Source organism: Mycobacterium sp. 852002-51163_SCH5372311 (assembly GCF_001667115.1).
Lineage (GTDB): Bacteria > Actinomycetota > Actinomycetes > Mycobacteriales > Mycobacteriaceae > Mycobacterium.
Window position 1 is genome coordinate 1 of sequence record NZ_LZIJ01000124.1, and the last position, 17,653, is coordinate 17,653.

Annotated in this window: 21 protein-coding genes; 6 read left to right on the plus strand and 15 right to left on the minus strand. The window is 63.7% G+C overall.

The genetic code is table 11. The features are described from left to right. Positions 1–176 (plus strand): integrase core domain-containing protein (locus A5791_RS15410; RefSeq protein ID WP_156661238.1); only part of this gene is annotated, 176 nt, incomplete at its 5' end. Positions 177–198: 22 nt separating this feature from the next. Here A5791_RS15410 and A5791_RS15415 read toward each other — a convergent pair. Further along, complete coding sequence (locus A5791_RS15415; protein ID WP_067238328.1) at positions 199–852, minus strand: cutinase family protein; 654 nt, start codon at positions 850–852, stop codon at positions 199–201. A gap of 90 nt (positions 853–942) precedes the next feature. Next, positions 943–2,400 carry an aldehyde dehydrogenase gene (locus A5791_RS15420; RefSeq protein ID WP_067238636.1) on the minus strand — a complete coding sequence of 486 codons (1,458 nt, stop codon included), beginning with the start codon at positions 2,398–2,400 and terminating at the stop codon, positions 943–945. 318 nt (positions 2,401–2,718) lie between these two features. Between A5791_RS15420 and A5791_RS15425 the strand changes: the two genes are divergently transcribed. Beyond that, the gene (locus A5791_RS15425) at positions 2,719–3,066 is read left to right on the plus strand and encodes a WhiB family transcriptional regulator (protein ID WP_369828083.1); all 348 of its coding nucleotides are present in this window, start codon (positions 2,719–2,721) and stop codon (positions 3,064–3,066) included. A gap of 57 nt (positions 3,067–3,123) precedes the next feature. Here A5791_RS15425 and A5791_RS15430 read toward each other — a convergent pair whose 3' ends face one another. Then, the gene (locus A5791_RS15430) at positions 3,124–3,474 is read right to left on the minus strand and encodes a DUF3253 domain-containing protein (RefSeq protein WP_255397687.1); all 351 of its coding nucleotides are present in this window, start codon (positions 3,472–3,474) and stop codon (positions 3,124–3,126) included. A 144-nt stretch (positions 3,475–3,618) separates the two neighbouring features. On the opposite strand from A5791_RS15430, the gene A5791_RS15435 reads away from it, so the two are divergent. Then, complete coding sequence (locus tag A5791_RS15435; RefSeq protein WP_067238336.1) at positions 3,619–4,491, plus strand: CoA ester lyase; 873 nt, start codon at positions 3,619–3,621, stop codon at positions 4,489–4,491. 15 nt (positions 4,492–4,506) lie between these two features. Here A5791_RS15435 and A5791_RS15440 read toward each other — a convergent pair whose 3' ends face one another. After that, positions 4,507–5,118, minus strand: a complete 612-nt coding sequence (locus A5791_RS15440; RefSeq protein WP_231995912.1) for a cyclic nucleotide-binding domain-containing protein — start codon at positions 5,116–5,118, stop codon at positions 4,507–4,509. An 84-nt stretch (positions 5,119–5,202) separates the two neighbouring features. Further along, positions 5,203–5,457 carry a hypothetical protein gene (locus A5791_RS15445; RefSeq protein ID WP_067238339.1) on the minus strand — a complete coding sequence of 85 codons (255 nt, stop codon included), beginning with the start codon at positions 5,455–5,457 and terminating at the stop codon, positions 5,203–5,205. 125 nt (positions 5,458–5,582) lie between these two features. Here A5791_RS15445 and A5791_RS15450 point away from each other — a divergent pair, with 125 nt between their 5' ends. Further along, positions 5,583–6,443, plus strand: coding sequence for a PPOX class F420-dependent oxidoreductase (locus A5791_RS15450; RefSeq protein WP_067238342.1), 861 nt, complete (start codon positions 5,583–5,585; stop codon positions 6,441–6,443). Here A5791_RS15450 and A5791_RS26825 read toward each other — a convergent pair. The 3 genes from A5791_RS26825 to A5791_RS15465 form a co-directional block, all read right to left on the minus strand. After that, entirely contained in the window at positions 6,440–6,610 is a 171-nt protein-coding gene (locus A5791_RS26825) for a hypothetical protein (RefSeq protein ID WP_231995914.1), read from the minus strand. The two genes, A5791_RS15450 and A5791_RS26825, sit on opposite strands and share 4 nt — an antisense overlap. A gap of 110 nt (positions 6,611–6,720) precedes the next feature. Next, complete coding sequence (locus tag A5791_RS15460) at positions 6,721–7,671, minus strand: anti-sigma factor RsbA family regulatory protein (RefSeq protein ID WP_067238349.1); 951 nt, start codon at positions 7,669–7,671, stop codon at positions 6,721–6,723. A gap of 326 nt (positions 7,672–7,997) precedes the next feature. After that, positions 7,998–9,521, minus strand: coding sequence for a cytochrome P450 (locus A5791_RS15465; RefSeq protein WP_082966947.1), 1,524 nt, complete (start codon positions 9,519–9,521; stop codon positions 7,998–8,000). A gap of 266 nt (positions 9,522–9,787) precedes the next feature. Between A5791_RS15465 and A5791_RS26055 the strand changes: the two genes are divergently transcribed. Further along, the gene (locus tag A5791_RS26055) at positions 9,788–10,216 is read left to right on the plus strand and encodes a cellulose-binding domain-containing protein (protein ID WP_082966948.1); all 429 of its coding nucleotides are present in this window, start codon (positions 9,788–9,790) and stop codon (positions 10,214–10,216) included. Between the two features lie 33 nt (positions 10,217–10,249). On the opposite strand, the gene A5791_RS15475 is transcribed toward A5791_RS26055, so the two are convergent. The 7 genes from A5791_RS15475 to A5791_RS15505 all read right to left on the minus strand — a co-directional run bounded on the left by A5791_RS15475 (position 10,250) and on the right by A5791_RS15505 (position 16,822). After that, on the minus strand, positions 10,250–10,726 hold the full coding sequence (locus tag A5791_RS15475) for a helix-turn-helix domain-containing protein (protein ID WP_067238359.1): 477 nt from the start codon (positions 10,724–10,726) through the stop codon (positions 10,250–10,252). A 1-nt stretch (position 10,727) separates the two neighbouring features. Beyond that, the gene (locus A5791_RS15480; RefSeq protein WP_067238646.1) at positions 10,728–12,563 is read right to left on the minus strand and encodes an acyl-CoA dehydrogenase; all 1,836 of its coding nucleotides are present in this window, start codon (positions 12,561–12,563) and stop codon (positions 10,728–10,730) included. Between the two features lie 22 nt (positions 12,564–12,585). Then, positions 12,586–13,362 carry an SGNH/GDSL hydrolase family protein gene (locus A5791_RS15485; protein WP_067238361.1) on the minus strand — a complete coding sequence of 259 codons (777 nt, stop codon included), beginning with the start codon at positions 13,360–13,362 and terminating at the stop codon, positions 12,586–12,588. Further along, positions 13,359–13,934, minus strand: coding sequence for a PadR family transcriptional regulator (locus A5791_RS15490; protein ID WP_067238363.1), 576 nt, complete (start codon positions 13,932–13,934; stop codon positions 13,359–13,361). Before A5791_RS15490 ends, A5791_RS15485 begins: the two co-directional genes overlap by 4 nt. A 272-nt stretch (positions 13,935–14,206) precedes the next feature. Next, positions 14,207–15,028 carry an SDR family oxidoreductase gene (locus A5791_RS15495; protein ID WP_067238365.1) on the minus strand — a complete coding sequence of 274 codons (822 nt, stop codon included), beginning with the start codon at positions 15,026–15,028 and terminating at the stop codon, positions 14,207–14,209. A 30-nt stretch (positions 15,029–15,058) separates the two neighbouring features. Then, on the minus strand, positions 15,059–15,892 hold the full coding sequence (locus tag A5791_RS15500; RefSeq protein ID WP_067238367.1) for a short-chain dehydrogenase/reductase: 834 nt from the start codon (positions 15,890–15,892) through the stop codon (positions 15,059–15,061). Between the two features lie 33 nt (positions 15,893–15,925). After that, entirely contained in the window at positions 15,926–16,822 is an 897-nt protein-coding gene (locus A5791_RS15505) for an alpha/beta hydrolase (RefSeq protein ID WP_082966949.1), read from the minus strand. 108 nt (positions 16,823–16,930) lie between these two features. Here A5791_RS15505 and A5791_RS15510 point away from each other — a divergent pair, with 108 nt between their 5' ends. Then, a complete protein-coding gene (locus A5791_RS15510; protein WP_067238652.1) occupies positions 16,931–17,539 on the plus strand; it encodes a TetR/AcrR family transcriptional regulator in 609 nt (202 codons plus the stop codon). Positions 17,540–17,653: the final 114 nt, after the last annotated feature.

Here is a 17,653-nt window from a genome sequence, read left to right on the forward strand (position 1 = left end):
GGCAGAACGGCAAGGTCGAACGTTACAACCGCACTCTTCAAATCGAGTGGTCCTACCGGCGGGTCTTCACCTCCAACGCCGAACGCACCCGAGCACTTGCGCCCTGGCTCGAGTTCTACAACACTCAACGCCGCCACAGCGCACTCGGCGACCTTCCACCCATCAGCCGCCTGTAACCAACGTTATGGCCGGGTACAGCTAGCGCGCTGGACCGAGCTTGTTGACCGCGAACGTGGCAGCCTGGTTGGTCATCCCGGACTCGATATAGGAAACATGCGCGATGATGTTCCCGCCGCCGGAGCAAATCGGGTCGTCGGGAGCGCACAGGCTGATGGTCTTTCCGCCGTACAGCGGGCTGATTGTGGGCAACGGGCCGCCGCCCCACAGCATGCTGGAAAATCCGCTGGTCGGCTCGCCGAAGAGAGCGACCGCGGCGACATGGTCGGCCACCGAGGCCGGCATCTGTGTGCTCGCCAGGTTGATCACGGTCGCACCCTGCGAATAGCCGCCGAGGACAAGCTTGCTGTTCGGGCAGCTGGCGACGGTGTTCTGAATGTACCCACTCGCGTCGTCTGCACCGGCTGTCGCGCTCGCGTGGTAGTCGTCGTTTGCCGGGTAATTGACGGCGTAGACGCCGACTGACCGCCCCTGAGCCTGCGCGGTGAGCGAGTCGACGAAGGCCTGGCCGATATTGCCCAGCCCAGGCTCCTGATGGGTGCCCCGAGCGAAAACCACCGAGACGTCGGAGCATGGATCAGCTGAAGCGCCGGGACTGGACAGGGGCGCACTCAGCAGCGCCCACGCCGTCACAACCAAGACTCCAACGATGCGGGCAACCCGGCGTTCAATCATTGGGAAATGCTGACATACCGCCAACGGCGCCGTCGTCGGGGGCAGCGAAGACGCGTGCCGATAAGTTAATCCAGCAGGTGAGCGAGGCGCCTACATCTGCGCCCACACGATTTTGTCCTGCAGGTAGGTCTCGATGCCCGCCTTACCCGATTCATGGCCCCACCCCGATTGCTTGTACCCGCCGAACGGCATGGAGTGGTCGTACTGCATCTGGCAGTTCAATCCCACAGTTCCGGCCTTGAGGCGCTTGGCGAGCCGATGCGCACGGCCGAGATCCTTGGTCCACACCGTTGCTGCCAGCCCGTAGGTGCTGTTGTTCGCCAGCGCGACGGCCTCGTCTTCGTCGTCGAACGGCAGGACGGTGACAACGGGTCCGAAGATCTCCTCTTGGAACAATCTGCTCGAGTCGGGATTGACCTTGGTGACGACGGTGGGGTGGACGAAGTATCCCTTCCGGTCCAGGCGGTGCCCTCCGGTGACGAACTCGGCGCCATCGGACTTGCCCTGTTCGAGATAGCCGAGCACTCGCGTGAGTTGCTTCTGACTGATCAAGGGACCGATCATGGTGCCTTCTTCTTTCGGGCCGCCGAGCCGCAACGTATTCGCAATCCCGGCAATGCCCTCCACGACACGCTCGTAGACGCCGCGTTGCGCAAAGATGCGCGACCCGCACACACAGGCCTGCCCGGAGTGAACGAACGCGCCGAACGCCGCCATGGTCATGGCCCTCTTCAGGCCGGCGTCGTCGAAGATCAGCACGGGGGATTTGCCCCCGAGCTCCAGCGTTACTTTCTTGAGGTTGCTGCTTCCCGCGGCGTGCACGATTTCCCTGCCGACTTCCGTCGACCCGGTGAAGGCGACCTTCTCGACGTCGGGATGCGCGGTGATGGCCGCGCCGACGGTGTGACCGTAACCGTTCACCAGGTTCACCACCCCGTCGGGCACCCCCGCCTCGGCCAAAATTCTGTTGAGCACGAGCGCCGAAAGTGGCGTTTCCTCTGCGGGTTTGACGACACTGCTGCAGCCGGCCGCCAGCGATGGCGCGAGCTTGGCGCAGAAGTTGAAGACCGGGCCGTTCCACGGGAAGATCAGGCCCACCACGCCGTAGGGTTCCCTCAACGTATAGGTGTGCATGTGCGAGTCGACACCGGTCAGACCGCCGGTATTCACGTCGCGGGCGATGCCGTCGATCTTCGTGCACCAGCCCGCGTAATAGCGGAACCATTCGCCGCCGACCTTCACCTGCATCTGCGCCTGCGCGGGATACATGCCGGCATTGAGCATTTCGAGTTCAGCGAGAAGCTCTGCGTTTTGGTCGATCAGGTCGGCCACGCGCCACAGCACTTTGGCCCGTTCGTAGTCGGGCAGGCCTGACCACACTCCGGAATCGGCGGTGGCTTTCGCGCGAGCGACCGCTTCGTTGACGGCCTCGGGCCCGCAGTCGGTGAATTCGGTGATCTGGTCTTCGGTGGCGGGATCGACCACCGGAATCACGTCACCGGTACCGGGTCGTTCACGGACCTCGTCCAGTACAGCCTGAACCGTCATGGGCATCTCCTTCTTGCCTCACCGCGACTCGACGCGTGGCCGAAGTTACGCGCTTAACCACGTTGTGTCCACCGCCGGTGAGGAAGAAACCACCAGACCGGCGCGGCGGTACACGCGGGCGCCGGCGACCCCGGGGCCGCAATGGTCAGGTACGGCTGTGCCAGAAGCCCGTTGCGCAATCGATGCGCACCGGCTATAACTTGGAAGCGCAGGTGAGATCTAGATCACACTGACGGGCAGAGTGTGGTTCGGCTCTCATTCAGGTTCCGCCCGCAGGTGGCGGTCGCACGTGCGACCGGGAGGAAGGGAACGGCTTCGGTGCCAGAAAGCAGGCCGGCCGCGCGGCGATTGAACCTCGTGGGGGCAAACAACAATCCACATGCAATGCCTACCGAAGACCGCGCTTGGGTTGCGAAAGCCCGCTGCGCGACAACGGATCCCGATGAACTATTTGTGAAGGGGGCCGCGCAACGCAAGGCCGCGGCTATCTGTCGTGACTGCCCGGTCGTGCAGCAGTGCGGAGCCCACGCACTCGATAACCACGTCAAGTACGGCGTCTGGGGCGGCATGACCGAGCGGCAGCGCAGAGCACTGCTCAAACAGCATCCTGAGGTCGTATCTTGGGCGGATTTCTTCAGCACGCATGGTGTGCGTTCCGCCGGATAGGCCGGCGAGCACCCGATGTCTGAGCTGACTCACGTAATGATCAAGGCGCAGTGAGCGTCATCGGCGTCTGATTCGGATGCGGATGGGGCCACGCCAGTCTCGGCTGGCGTCAAGGACGTCAAGGACGTGGCCGCGCTTCGTGATCTGCACGTCGCCTGACTCGGCCAACTCGCGGGCGATCTCAAGAGCCTCGGGCATCAAATCGCGCCAGTTCTCGCCCTCGACGGCTCGAGCGGCATCGGATGGGCACGTACTACTGCCAGGCCCGCGGGACTCAGCCAACGCAAGCATTGACGATCTCAGTCGTTGCCTGATCGGCCCGTCGCCCAGCGCGATCGCGGCGTGATCAGCACCCGGCCCGGCGTTCTCGAGGACTCGGGTCAGCTCCGCGCGCAATCGTGGGTCCACTTGATCAGTAAAGCGGTCGAGCCGACCGGTCAGGCAACCCGCCGTCGTTGGCCGGAATCGGTTGCGAGAACATGCAATGGTTCTGCTGCCAAAAGCACACGGTGGTATCTCCCGGCCGAGTTGCCAAAGAAAGTGAACATCGCCATGGCACCCACACTGCGCCCGCGCCGATCCGCACTCTATTTGCCGGGCAACAACGTCCGGGCGTTGGAGAAGGGCAAGACACTGCCGGCGGACATGTTGATTTTCGACCTTGAGGACGCCGTCGGGCCCGACGCCAAAGCCGAGTCGAGGGAGAGGGTGTGTGAGGCGGTATCGTCAGCAAGCTACCGCCCTCGTGAGGTCGTGGTGCGGATCAATGGCCTGGGAACCGAATGGCACGACGACGACCTGAGAGCGGCGGCTAGGTCGTCCGCCGACGGAGTGCTCGTGCCCAAAGTCGAAAGGGGCGAACAGGTTCGAGCATTGACCGCCGCACTCGACACACTCGGCGCGGGGGAGTCGATGCAATTGTGGGTCATGATCGAAACGCCTGGCGCCTTCCTGAGAGCAGAGGAGATCGCCTCCGGCAGCGAGCGTTTGGCTGGGCTGGTGGTCGGCACGAACGATCTGGTGAATGAGTTACACGGATTGCACGTATCGGGGCGCGCACCCGTCATTGCTGCCTTGGCCCTGGCGGTGTTGGGTGCCCGGGCGGCCGGAAAGGTCGTCTTGGATGGCGTGTTCAACAACATCAGCGACGACGCCGGTTTCCGAGCGGAAGCTCGACAAGGTCGCGAGATGGGGTTTGACGGCAAGACCCTCATCCATCCTTCGCAGATCGTCCCGGCCAACGAGGTGTTTGGTCCCACGCAGCAAGAGCTGGCCGACGCACGCAGAATCGTCGCGACCTACGAGGAGGCCAGGGCGGCGGGGCAGAGCGTGATAACGGTCGATGGTCGCATGATCGAGAGCCTGCACGTGCGAGACGCGCAACGGATTCTGACGCTTGCCGACCTCATCGCCGAGGCGGAATGAGTCAGCGCCTATTGGCTACTTTTTGCTGTTCCGTTCGATCCATTGAGTAAGCGCATCCTCGAGCGCCGCTGCGACACTCACACCGGCGGCGTCGACGGCCTGCTCGAAGCGCTCGACCAAATCCGTCGAGACTGAGGCGTTCACCTTGGATCGTGCCGGTTTCGGCTTCGGGGGCGGCGTGACGGGCACGTGTTGTGCCGCGGTCGCGTCCATGGTTTCGCGCAGCGCGGGTATGTCGTCGAGCAAGCGGGCAAGATCATCGCGCTCGATGCGCAGCACCTCGGCGGCCCCAGTGGTCGTCACCGTCGCAGAACGCAATTTCCCACGGCGGAGCGCAGATTCGCCGATCACCTCGCCGGGCCCCAACACAGCAATGCGGTCGTCGCCGACGTACACACCTACTTCGCCGCTGAGCAGGATGTAGCACGAGTCCGAGGGCGTCTGCTCTTGAATCAGCGGCCACGGCGCTGAACGCGTAATGTGATGCGCCGCTCCGACCATGCGTTCCAGCTCGTCATCGGAGAACTTGTCGAACGCGTGGAATTCGCGTAGCCGGCGAACGTCTTTGCCAATTCCCTGCTCGTCTACCTTCATGGTGAGCTCCTGATGCGGGATGAACCGTGACATCGAGGAGCCTAACGCGGAAATTGCAGCACCAAGCGCAAATAGCGGCCGACGAATTGGCTGGGTCGCGGATAGCCGGCGACCGGGTCAACTTTCGGCGTGCGGGGTGGGACTCTGCGCGGATTCCCACTTCGACTGCAACGAGGTCCTGACGATATCGCCGGCGTCGAAATCGAGCTGAAACGTTTCACCGCCGTCGTCCTGGAACGTGACGACATAACCGCCTTCGGTGACGTCCTTGAACACCACTTTGTAGGGCCGTTCCGAGGAGCCGCGGACGATGACGACGATGTCGCCGGCAGCGACGTCGTCGATTCGCTCAGTACCGGAGACTTCAGACATGTCGTCGACGGTAGTCGATAGGCACTCGCACTCCGCCAGCGCCCATCAGCGCTCTGGTGACTGTCACGTATCGATGCGCTGGCCCGTCTACCGGTTAGAACAAAGCCCTCATTTCGAAAGGCGGGATCATGAAACGCTCGGGCGCGCTGGCGCAGATATACCTAACCGCAGTGACAGGCCTGGTGGGCCTGGCGACCGCCGGCATCGGGACCTGGTGCCTGGTCGGACCGCGCTCCTTCGCAGCTGCCGTCGGCTTCGGGACTCACCTGCATTTCCTGCACGACGTCGGGGCCTTCCAGCTAGGGCTGGGTATCACGCTGCTGCTTGCGCTCATCTGGGCCGACGCATTGGCGACCGCGCTTGCGGGGTTCATCGTGGCGAACACGGTGCACACCGTGAACCACGTGGTGGATCTCGACCTGGGGGGTTCGCCGGCTCAAGCCTGGCTGCTGGGCGTGGCGTCAGCGGCGCTCGTTGTGGCATTCGTGCTGCGGCTACGCCAACTTGGCTACGTGCTGGGCAAAGTAGGCACCGCCACAGACCCGGCGCTGGCGCCGTTCGTGCGGCAGAAAACGATCAGCCTCACCACCTTCCGCAAAGACGGCACCGCCGGCTCCAGTCCGGTCAGCATCGTGGTGGACGGCGAACGGGCCTACTTCCGCAGTTTCGAGCGGGCGATCAAGGTGCGCCGCATCCGCCGCAATGCGTATGTCGAATTCGGGCCGGCTACCGCATCGGGCAAGCCGACGGGATCCGTCCAGCCTGGGCGCGTGCACCTGTTGGACGGCGCTGAGTATCGGCAGGCCGCACGATTGCTGCGGCAAAAGTATCCGGTCCTGCACGGCGTGCTGGTTCCCGCGGCCCACCGGCTGATGCGGTCGAAGTTCGGTCGCACGGTGCATGCGGAGTTGATTACCGCGACCGCGCGCGATGACGAGGCCTTTGTCGGACAGCCGCCGGAGAAGGGGAGTGGGACCCGACTCTAATCCGGCGGCTCCGTCTCCGAGCCTTCGGTTGCAGCCTTTTCACGATCGCTCGGTTTGCCGGGCACGCCCTGGGCTTCGCGCTCCCCGGCGACCTTCTCGTCGAGCTCATCCACGATGTTCTCTAGCTCTTGCGCACGCGTGAAGTTCTCGTTGTCGGGTTCGGTCATAATCGCTCCGATCGGCTTCACATGTTCGGGCACCGACCTTCATCGATGCGAGCCCGTGCAATCCCATACCCGCCCCAGGGAATGCTGACACCGCCAGCCGTGCGCACCAGTCAGGCAGGGTCCAGCTTCAGGTAGGCATGGATGGTCGTCTGCCCCTCGGTCGTGTGGATACGCACCAGATCGGCCAGTCCGTTGACGACAAATAGTCCGCGTCCACGCACGGTGTCGCTGCTATAGGGCCGCCGCCCGGCAAGCGGGTCGTCGAGGTGCGCGTTGTCGCGAGCCTCACAAATCAGATGACCGTCGTGCTGCCACAACGCCAGCTGGCATGGCGCCCCATTGTGCTCGAGACTGCTAGTAGCCAGCTCGTTGGCGATCAGCTGCAAATTGGTGGTTATGTGCGACGGCAGGTCGAACCACTGGCCGTACACGGCGCTGAACTGACGCACACCGCTGAGATCCGCGAGCCGGTCCACGGTGTAGGTGACTGCCGCCGAGCCGCTGGCCAGCGGGCGGTTGTAGCGCTCCCAAACCGCTGTGGGCGCGAACGCGGCGCTGTCCTCCCCGGCCATTCCGGCCTGCCAGAGCACCGGGTGGGTGATGCGGGCATCTTCGATCACAGCGGGCTCTAGACGTGCGACGTCGTATGGACAGAGCACTGCTAGGTCGCGTCCAGCGAAAGCGTTGTTGATCAGCGCCTCATGCTGCACGCACGCTGGATATTCCACCTCCGACCGACCCGGCCAAATCGGCTCGCCGATCATCCTGACCGGCTGGGGAGCGTGCTTGTCAGCGAAGGCGCTGAGCACGCCCCCGAGAATTCGGCCGGGATTGCGGCCCGCGTCGGTCATGTCTGCCATGGTGATGCCGGCCGCATCGGAGCCCAACGCGTCGCGCAACAGCGCCAGATTCGGTCCGGGTACTGCCACGAGCACCGGCTGGCCGGCCTCCAGACCCTCGGTGATAAAAGGCAACAGGCCGTCCAAATACTCCCGCCGCGACTGATAGAACAACGCCGGATGCAGGAAGTCACCGAGATCGAGGTGTGCTGCCGTCGTCATGTCTACGCTCCAGCGAAAAAGACCAGGTGTGCCAGGGCGCTGCCTTGACCATGACACAAAGTGCAGCATCCGCCCACTGGACTTAGGCCGCTGGGTAAATAGAGTACGCCCAGACCCAGATTTCAGGCAGTCAGCCGTTCGGGACAAAGAGTTGGCAACTCGCACGCACTGCTTGGTTGGTTCTCCGATTGAGAACTTCAACAGCCGGCGCTTGGCCCAAACCGCGACTCAGGACTGCCGACCGTCCAGCGCGAGTCTGAACCGCCGACCTCACCCCGTGGCGTTTTGCGGGAGGCGTTGCCGGAGGGTACCGGGTGGGAGGACGGCTAGCCCGTCAACGTCGCGCGCGCGGTTATCCGCGGCCTCACCGACATCATCAGCGGGCCGTCGGGTCCGCCGGTGAATGTCAGTTCTCGCCGCAGCCGTTGGCCGGGCAGCAAGTCAAGCTCGAACCGCTGGGCCAAGGCGGCGATCGCGAGAATGGCTTCCAGGGTGGCGAATCCGGATGCGACACACATGCGCTTGCCGGCACCGAACGGAATGTGCGCCCGGCGTAGCGACGGGTCGAAATTCTCTTTGAGGAATCGTGCCGGGTCGAAGGTGCCGGGCTCATTCCATACCCGCGAATTGTGGTGGACGCCGTGGATGAGGATCGCGACATGCGTGCCCGCTTTGATGGGGTAGTCGCCGAGCACGTCGTCGTGCCTGGCCACCCGGGCCAGCCCCATGATGGGCGGGTACACGCGCATCGCCTCCGCCACGACCGCCTGAGTCCACGGCAGGTTGTCGACGTCCGCGGCGGTGGGTTCGCGTCCGCACAGCACTTCGTCGAGTTCGCGTCCCAGCCGGGCGCGCGCGTCGGGGTTCTGCGACAACAGATACCACGTCCATGCAAGTGCGGCGGCGGTGGTTTCGAAACCCGCACCCAGGAAGGTCATCAGTTCGTCGCGGATCTCGACATCCGTGTAGCGGTAACCGGTTTCCGGGTCCTCCGCGGCGATCAGCAATGCCAGCAGATTGTCGGTGCGATCGATTGCCCGGCTGCGGTAGTCGGTGATCAGCTCGTCGATGAACCGCTCGATTCGGCGGAGGCCGCGCATGGTGCGCGGCGCAGTGACGCTGGCGCCAACCCGAAGCGCGTTGATGGCCAATCGCGTTGATCGCGCCGCGAGCGGATCGGGACCGTGTCGACCAAGCCGATCAGACAGCAAACGCAGCGGCCGGGCCACTCCGCCGATGAATCCGTATCCGAAAAGTGTTAGTAGCCTGGCGAAGTCGAGCCGCATCCGCTCGGCGAGTTCCCCACTTAGATCGATGCCGAACATCGTGCGGGCGATGATGTCCATCGTCAGGTAGTTCATCTCGGCCGCGACATCGATCGGGCGGCCGGCCTGGGCGTAGGCCTGCCAGCGTTCGGCGGCATCTACCGCCGCGGCGGTCATTTGCGGGGCCAGGCGATCGACTTGGCGCTTGGCGAAAAGCGGCTGGACCAACCGTCGGTTACGTTGCCACTGTTCGTCATTGAGATCGGTGACCAAGCCGCGACCGAACGCCACGGCGAGAAGGTCGTATTCGGCGTTCTTGGCGTAGTTGTCCTGGTTGGACACAAGTACGTGGCGCGCGATGTCGGGATTGCGGACAATCACGAACTTCGCCAGCGGCGCGCGGGCCACCAGGATGTCGTCCTGGCCGGGCAACTCGGCGGCGAAGTCGTAGATGGTGTGCCGGTAGCCGGCCCATAGCGCCTTGAGTGACAACTGCCACGATCGCAACCAGCCCACCCGGGTGTGGTGCCATCGCACGAAAGTGGGCGCCCAACGTGGGGGATGCAGTTCTGCGCGCTTGCTCATCAACGGACCTCGCTAGGAAATCAAGGTGCGATACCGCTGGTATTGGGTACTGGAGAACACAGTACCGCGGGTACCGCATACACGCCAGACCGAATCGGCCACTGGGCGATCCCCGGTTGCGGCTGGCGGCCCTTGCCCTATTGAGACGCCGGAGGACTGCGCGGAAAGGGTCGAAATTTCACGACGGTTTCGGTTGAGCAAAGGTACTGCAGCGTACGCGCGACGCGTGGGTCGACGGCGCGTGTTTGGCTTTAGTGTTGGCTGCTATGGCCGGACTGGACAATTACGTTAAACGCTGGCGCACAGCGCTTCACGTAACCGTGTCGGCATTGATAGTTGCCATCCTCGGACTCGCCGTCACCCCCGTAGCTCATGCGGCTGCGGCAACGGCCACGTTATCGGTGTCGTCGACGTGGCAGACAGGCTTCATCGCCCACTTCACGATCACCAACTCGAGCATGGTGCCGCTAACCGATTGGAAGCTTGAATTCGACTTGCCGGCAACAGAATCGGTCTCGCACACGTGGAATAGCACCGTCACCCAATCTGGCACGCACTATGTGCTCACCCCTGCGAATTGGAATCGCATCATTGCGCCGGGTGGTTCAGCCACAGGCGGTCTAAGAGGCGTGCTGACTGGTTCCTACGTGCCACCGTCGAATTGTCGGCTCAACGGCCAATATCCCTGCACCTAGACGCGACTGGGGCTTCGGCCACGTCTTGCGCCCTTATTTGCCTCGCCCGCCAAATCCGTCCCCACTCACAACGTGTGGTGCTCGGTCGGCGTGAGGTCGTGGCGATCCGCTCCGTTCACGTCCTTGTTCGGCAGAACCGTAGTAGCTTCGCCGCGCCGCCGCGATGACTTCCAGGTGGGCGTCGGCCCACATGCGGAGGTCATCGAGGGTGACGGAGAGGGATTGACCCAGATCAGTTAGGCGGTAGTAGACGCGCTGCGGCACAGCGCGGGTGTCCGCACGGCGCCGTACGAGTCCGTCTCGTACGAGATCGCGCAGTGTCGCTGACAGCATCTTGCGGGAGACGCCCTTGGTCTGGCGATGCAGCTCACCATAACTGAGTTCGTCTGCGCCGGTGAGGAGTTCGAAAACTACAGTGACCCATTTGTTACTGATGGTTGCGAGCAGGGCCTGCAATGGGCCAATATCTGGGCGCGTTTTGGTCAGCATTTGAACTTCGGCGCCGGGCATGTCAGAACACCGCGTCGTCGAGGTCCATGAGCTCACCGTTGAGGGCACCGAGCACGGCCCTGGTGGCAGCGAGACCCGGCAGGACGGTGCAGGCGAAGTATTGCGCGACGGCCACTTTGCCGCGGTAGAAGTCGCCGTCGGAGCCGGCCGCACCGGCGTCGAGCTTGGATAGGGCGATCTGAGCTTGGTGAAGTAACTGCCAGCCGACAAGAAGGTCGCCGACGGCCAGCAGGAATCTGACCGAGCCGAGGCCAACTTTGTACAGTTCGGTCGGTTTTTCGCCGGCTCCCAGCAGGAGCGTGGTCAGCGTCGCAGTCATCGTCTCGACATCGCCTAGTGCCGCTTCCAGGAGTTGTCGCTCGTTCTTCAAGCGTTCGGTGGCGTCCTGGGCTCCGAGGAACTCCCGGATTTGGCCGACGATATGCGACAGGGCTTCGCCTCGATCGCGGGCAATCTTGCGGAAGAAGAAATCCTGCGCCTGGATGGCCGTGGTGCCCTCATAGAGGGAGTCGATCTTGGCGTCCCGAATGTATTGCTCCAGCGGGTAGTCCTGCAGATAGCCCGATCCGCCAAGGGTCTGCAAAGACTCGGTGAGGTACTGATAAGCCCGCTCAGAACCGACACCTTTGACGATCGGTAGCAGCAGGTCGTTGACGCGCAACGCGAGGTCGGCGTCCGCGCCCGAAACATGGTGTGCGACATCAGCGTCGTGGTGCGCTGCGGTGTACATGTACACCGCGCGCAGCCCTTCGGCGTAAGCCTTTTGCATCATCAGGCTATGACGCACGTCGGGATGGCGAATGATCGAAACCCGCGGGGCGGTCTTGTCGCCGATCTGGGTCAGATCCGCACCCTGGATCCGCTGCTTGGCGTAGTCGAGCGCGTTGAGATAGCCGGTGGACAGCGTCGAAATCGCCTTGGTGCCGACCATCATTCGTGAGATCTCGATGATGTCGAACATCTGGGCAATGCCGGCGTGTCGCTCGCCGACCAGCCAGCCTTTGGCCGGCCGGTCGTGGCCGCCGAAGGTGAGCTCGCAAGTGGCCGAGCCTTTGAGGCCCATCTTGTGCTCCAGGCCGGTGGCGTACACGCCATTGCGTTCACCCAGTTCGCCCGTCTCGAAGTCGAACAGGAACTTCGGCACTGCGAACAGGCTCAGACCCTTGGTCCCGGGGCCCGCGCCTTCCGGCCGGGCCAGCACGAGGTGGACGATGTTGTCGAACAGATCACCGGAGTCGCCGGAGGTGATGAACCGCTTCACGCCTTCGATGTGCCACGATCCGTCTGGCTGCGCAATCGCCTTGGTACGGCCCGCACCGACGTCTGAACCGGCGTCGGGTTCGGTCAGCACCATCGACGATCCCCAACCACGTTCCACCCAAATCTGCGCCCACCGCTTCTGTTCCTCAGTGGCGTGCCGGAAGAACACGTCGCCGAACCAGGCGCCGTTGGCGTACATATGGGCGGCAGGGTTGGCGCCCATCAGCATCTCGACCAGCGCCCATACGACCGGGCGCGGCATCGGCGTGCCACCGAGTTCTTCGGCGATGCCGATCTTTTCCCAGCCCGCGCCATAGCCGGCTCGGTAGGCGGCTTTCAGGCTTTCGGGCAGGCGCACGGTGTGCGTGTGCGGGTCGAATGTCGGTGGGTTGCGGTCGATTTCGGCGAACGGCTCGGCGACCGGCCCTTCAGCGATGCGTCGCACTTCGGCCAGCATGGTCCGCACGACATCGGAATCCAGGTCGCCGTATGCGTCGGAGTCGAGGATCTCGCCGAGGTTGAGTACTTCGAACAGGTTGAATTCCAGGTCTCTGACGTTGCTCTTGTAGTGGCCCATGCGGGTCCTTTCCTTATTGTTGTCAGCTTTGCCCATGTGTGGGAAGGGTCGAAACATGTTGAGGTTCAGGTTGTTTGGCTGCGCGACCATCGGCGGAGGAGATGCCGCGCAGTCGTCGTCCGACCCATGGTGCGAAGTGGTCAATTGCCCATCTCGCCTCAGTCCACGGCGTCCGCCGCGGCGGTAAGCCGGCTGCCGGTGCGAACCAGTCGGGCTGTCCCGGCAACCCAAGCAGGTGTGCGGCCCCGCGGGCCAGCCGCTGGTGCCCGAGCGCACTCAGGTGCAGGCGATCTGGTGACCAGGCGCGCAAGTCCTCGAAAACCGAGCCGTCCGGTGCGGTCAACACCAGCACGCCCCGGGGGCGTGCGATCTGATCGATTCCGGCGTTGAGCGCATTAAGGCGCCCGGCGAGCAGTCGTCCCGGTATCGACAGACCGGCTAAGTTCGGCGCTTTGACCAGGATGGTCGTCGCGGCAACGGTGGAGAGGCCGGCAGCGAGGTGGTCCAGAATGTCGACGACCTCGGCGACGTCGACAGATGGCCTCAGCACGTCGTTCACGCCGGCGGTGACCGTCACCAGGTCGGGCTGCAGTTTGCTCGCTGGACCTAACTGCTCTGCAAGTACCGCTGCGGCACGCTTGCCGCGCACCGCGAGGTTGGCATACCACACCGGGTCGTAGTTGTCGGCCAGTGCAGCCGCCAGCCGATCCGTCCAGCCTCGCGGGCGGCCATCAGGCCACGGCAGGTCGCCCACGCCTTCAGACTGGCTGTCCCCAAGTGCTACGTAGGTGAATGTCATAGGGTCGCCGCGGATTTGGTCTGGAGCCGAGCCGTTAGCACTTCGGCGACACGGCGGCACCACGCTGCGTTCTCGCGTTCAAAACTGATCCCGCGAAGGCCGGTGAGGTAGGGGCCGACGCGAGGGCTGTCGACGAGGAAGTCGGCTTCCGTCTGATTTCCGCGCAGTTTCTCGAGCAACCCTTCGATGAGGTCGGCTTTCGCCTCGGCTTGAGACGCGCGTTCGTTGAGGTCCTCGATGAGCGCAGCCAGGTCGCCTGCTTCGGCCGCATGCACTTTGACGAGGAGATCGTCACGAATGAAGGTGGGCTTCGATGTGATATCGATGAAGTCGCGCAGTGCTTCTCGTCCCGATTCGGTGATCGTGAACACTCGCTTGTTGGGGCGCTTGTCCTGCACGACTTCGTGGCCGGCAATGAGCCCGCCTTCTTCCAGCCGGGTCAGTTCTGCGTACAGCTGCTGAGGGGAGGTGTACCAGTAGTTGGCCACCGACATGTCGAAAATCTTCGTCAATTCATAGCCGGAGGCACCGTTGTCGACCAACGCAGCCAGTACCGCATGACGAAGTGCCATCGATCCACCCGTTCCTTCCTCAATGTTTCTGCTGCCAGATGACGACCCACACTGGGTCGTACCAGTACCCGCACATCTGCGTCGCATCCGAGCCTGTCGCAGAATCTGATTCGCAACATGAATGGCGCGGGATACTCAATTATTTGATTACTACTGGAGCTTAGTGACCAACGCGATTTTGTCAAATCTTGAATAATCATCTTTATGACTAGATGCGCGCATAGCTGGGCCGCGAACGCATCTCGGCGGGTCTGGGGCGGGCTCGGGCAGTGTCAGCGTGGCGAGACGCCCTTTAGTTTCAGCATCAGTCTGATGACGTGGATGTTTGCGGTGGGCAGTAATCGGGCCAGGTAGTCCTGTGGGCGGGCGTCACTGACCATGATGCGGCCGGCGTTCTTCCGGATACCGGTCAGGATTGTCTGTGCCGCTTGCTGTGGGGTAACGCCCTTGCTTTGCAGATGGTCGTGGAACGTCGCCGTGCTGGATCCGTGGTGGTCGGCGTTGAGCGTGATGTCGGTGGCAACCGCCCCTGGGTGGACGGTGTGCACGGTGACGTTCTTGATGCCGCGGATCTTGTGCTCCGCGCGGAGGCTGTCGGTGAAGCCGCGGACCGCGAACTTGGTTGTGCAGTAAGGCACCAGGTAGGGGGCGGCGAGGATGCCTTGAGTGCTGGAGACGTTGGCGATAGCGCCCTCGGGGCTCTTCAGCAGGTGTGGGTAGGCGCGCTGGGTGGTGTGTATGACGCCCCAGTAGTTGATGTTGGTGATCTTCTCGAGGTCTGTCTCGCTGGCTTCCTCGAATGCCAGGTCGCCGAGGGCGATACCGGCGTTGTTGATGAGGATGTCGATGCGGCCGAACGTGGCCACGACGTTGTCGACGAACGTCGTGACGGCCTGCTTGTCGCCGATGTCGACCTTCTCGCTGTAGCTCTGGACGTCGTACCGGGCAATTTCCTGCTCGGTCTTCTCCAAGTTGGCGATGTCGCAGAACGCAACATGGGCGCCTGCCTTGGCCAGCTCGACTACCAGGGCGTTGCCGATGCCGTTGCCCCCGCCCCCGGTGACGATGGCGACCTTGTCCTTGAAGTCCTTCACGTGCCTGTCCTTTCTCCGGTGATGTTTCGGTTAGCGTTCGATCTGCCGCAGAAGTTCGTGCATGCGCTCGTGTTGGTCAAGCAGGGCGTCGCCGAGGATCGCCAGCAGGCCGCGACCGACGGAAAGCGGTACCCAGCGCCGGGGCGCGAAGACGCGTGGGCTGCGGTTCTCGATTCCGCGGACCACGGCATCGGCGATGATCTTGGGCTGCACGGGGCGGCCGAGGGGGCCCGGGTTACCGATCCGGATGAGCTCTTGGGTGACTTTGTCGCTGTGCGAGGCGTGGATGATCGGGGTGTCGACCCAGCCGGGGTAGAGCACGCCTGCGGTGGTGCCGGTACCCGCGAGCTCGCCGCGCAGGGCGCGGCCGAAGGCTTCGACGCCGGCCTTGGACGCGGCGTACGGCGCGTTGCCGGTGCCGTTAAAGAAGGCGTAGGTCGATGAGGTCAGCAGAATGTGGCCGTTCGCTCGGGTGATCGCGGGCAGGCAGGCGCGGACGGTGCGCCAGACGCCGAGCAGGTCTACCTCAACGATCCGCTCGAACTCATCGACCGAGCTGGACTGGATGGTGGTGGGTTTGGCAGCGGCGATGCCGGCATTGGCGAAGCACACGTCGAGCGAGCCGAAGCGCTCGATGACCTTCGCGACGACACCCTCCATGGCGGCTAGGTCGGTCACGTCGGCGGCGATCGGGAAGGCTTTGGGCCCGAGCTCGGCGGCGAGCGAGTCGACTGGGCCCTGGTGCAGGTCGAGGAGGGCGACATTGGCGCCGGCGGCAATTAGCGTGCGCGTGGTGGCAGCGCCAATGCCGCTGGCGGCCCCGGTCACCAGGACAGTGCGGCCGACGAGGTTGTACTTGGTCATTGGATCGATCTCCTTGAGCGGTAAAGAGTTTGGTCAGTGGACGGGGACGTGGCGGGTGAGGAAGTCGAGTTGGTCGGTGACGTTGCGCTCGAAAGCGTCGCCGATGTAGATGTCGAAGTGGCCGGCGTCGTACAGCTTGATCTCGCTGTGGGGTGCCTGGGCGGCGTACTGCTGGGTCGGTTTCGGCGGAGCGACGGTGTCGCGTTCGCAGATGGCGAAGAAGATCGGGCAGTCCACGTTGCGCGCTTGACGGCCGGGGAAGTGTCGCACGATGTCGAGGCCGAAGCGTGCGGCCACGTCGTTGGGGACGTATTGCCCTTCGGGGATGAGCGCAGTGATGCCCGCGACGCTGTCGGGCGTCGACATGAGCGAGGTTGATCCGGGTGGGCCGTAGGTCGGGACCATGACCGGCGGCCGTCGGAGTCGGGCCCCAATGACGTCGCGCAGGGCGCGGGCGGTGACCTTGACGGAACTCAGAGGCGGGATGGCGAACGCGGAGGCGAACCCGTCGGTGAACGGACACTGCGAGATCGCGGCAACGATGCGCTTGTCCTGGGCCGCGGTGATGATCACGTGTCCGCCCCCGAACGAGGTACCCCACACGACGACCCGGTCGGGGTCGACGCTCTTCAGGGTGCGCGCGTAAGCGACCGCGGAGCGCCAGTCCTGCAGTTGCTTGTTGATGTCGAGCAGTTGGCGCGGGTGGCCGGAGCTGGCGCCGAAGTGGCGGTAGTCGAAGACCAGACAGGCATAGCCGGCGGCGGTGAACCGCTCGGCGAAGGCGTCCAGGCGCATCTCCTTGACGCCGCCGAGGCCGTGGGCCATCACGATCACGGGCCGGGGATTGTCTGCGGAGTGCTGGGCGGGCGTGTAGAGCCATGCGACGCAGGATCCGTCGCCGGAGGTGAAGGTGAGGTCTGTTCGTGTCATGCCGTCGACTGTAATGGAAGTTATACAAACATTGGAAGTACTTCCAACTGTTGTATGGGTTACAGTATCGATGTGAGCGCTGCCGCCACCCCCGTTGGGCCTACCTCGATGACCAGGACGCAGCAACGAGCTGCCGAGAACCGTCGCACCGTGCTTGACGCTGCTCGGGAGATCATCGCCACCCAGGGCGTCGAAGCTCTCACCCTCGAGGCGGTCGCCGAAAAGGCGGACGTGGTGGTGCAGACCATCTACAACCGGGTCGGCGGGCGCTCCGCGCTCCTGACAGCAGTAGCCGAGCAGGCGCTCGAAGAGAGCCGTGTCTACATGGACGCCGCCTACAGTGCACAAGGAAGCGTGGAGGACCGCATCTTGCTAGCCGCAGAGGCCTACGCACGCTTCGCTCGCGAACGTCCCCACGAGTTTCGGATCTTGGCCGAGCCGCCAAATGAGCCCGCTGCGGTCGAGCGCATCGCCGAGCTCACCCGCACCCAAAACGCTCGGCTCACCGAAGTGATCCGCGAAGGCATGCAAGCCGGCATCATTCGCGCAGACCTCGATCCCGATGACGTCACCACCGCACTGTGGGCAACACTGAACGGCCTACTCGCGCTCGCATGGCGCCCTGGAGACCTACACGCAAGCCCCGAGGCCATCGACAGGCTGCTTGCAACCTACTTAGCAACTGTGAGCGACGGCCTACGGACCCGCCAAACCTGACTCAGCTGCAACGGCCACGTCCATAGACCGGGGTTTGCGCACAGGCATAGTCGGTGACGAATCGCCCGTCGGGGGAGCAGGCCTCTCATCAATGCGGCACGTTGGAAAATCGGC

Excerpts from the sequence above, each read along its gene's own strand:
- A5791_RS15475 (WP_067238359.1), bottom strand. The coding sequence starts at position 10,726 with ATGCCCGGCGCCGAAGTTCAAATGCTGACCAAAACGCGCCCAGATATT.
- A5791_RS15435 (WP_067238336.1), top strand. The coding sequence starts at position 3,619 with ATGGCACCCACACTGCGCCCGCGCCGATCCGCACTCTATTTGCCGGGC.
- A5791_RS15460 (WP_067238349.1), bottom strand. The coding sequence starts at position 7,671 with ATGACGACGGCAGCACACCTCGATCTCGGTGACTTCCTGCATCCGGCG.
- A5791_RS15465 (WP_082966947.1), bottom strand. The coding sequence starts at position 9,521 with ATGAGCAAGCGCGCAGAACTGCATCCCCCACGTTGGGCGCCCACTTTC.
- A5791_RS15500 (WP_067238367.1), bottom strand. The coding sequence starts at position 15,892 with ATGACCAAGTACAACCTCGTCGGCCGCACTGTCCTGGTGACCGGGGCC.
- A5791_RS15480 (WP_067238646.1), bottom strand. The coding sequence starts at position 12,563 with ATGGGCCACTACAAGAGCAACGTCAGAGACCTGGAATTCAACCTGTTC.
- A5791_RS15415 (WP_067238328.1), bottom strand. The coding sequence starts at position 852 with ATGATTGAACGCCGGGTTGCCCGCATCGTTGGAGTCTTGGTTGTGACG.
- A5791_RS15420 (WP_067238636.1), bottom strand. The coding sequence starts at position 2,400 with ATGACGGTTCAGGCTGTACTGGACGAGGTCCGTGAACGACCCGGTACC.
- A5791_RS15445 (WP_067238339.1), bottom strand. The coding sequence starts at position 5,457 with ATGTCTGAAGTCTCCGGTACTGAGCGAATCGACGACGTCGCTGCCGGC.
- A5791_RS15485 (WP_067238361.1), bottom strand. The coding sequence starts at position 13,362 with ATGACATTCACCTACGTAGCACTTGGGGACAGCCAGTCTGAAGGCGTG.
- A5791_RS26055 (WP_082966948.1), top strand. The coding sequence starts at position 9,788 with ATGGCCGGACTGGACAATTACGTTAAACGCTGGCGCACAGCGCTTCAC.
- A5791_RS26825 (WP_231995914.1), bottom strand. The coding sequence starts at position 6,610 with ATGACCGAACCCGACAACGAGAACTTCACGCGTGCGCAAGAGCTAGAG.
- A5791_RS15505 (WP_082966949.1), bottom strand. The coding sequence starts at position 16,822 with ATGACACGAACAGACCTCACCTTCACCTCCGGCGACGGATCCTGCGTC.
- A5791_RS15490 (WP_067238363.1), bottom strand. The coding sequence starts at position 13,934 with ATGGCACTTCGTCATGCGGTACTGGCTGCGTTGGTCGACAACGGTGCC.
- A5791_RS15440 (WP_231995912.1), bottom strand. The coding sequence starts at position 5,118 with ATGTCACGGTTCATCCCGCATCAGGAGCTCACCATGAAGGTAGACGAG.
- A5791_RS15510 (WP_067238652.1), top strand. The coding sequence starts at position 16,931 with ATGACCAGGACGCAGCAACGAGCTGCCGAGAACCGTCGCACCGTGCTT.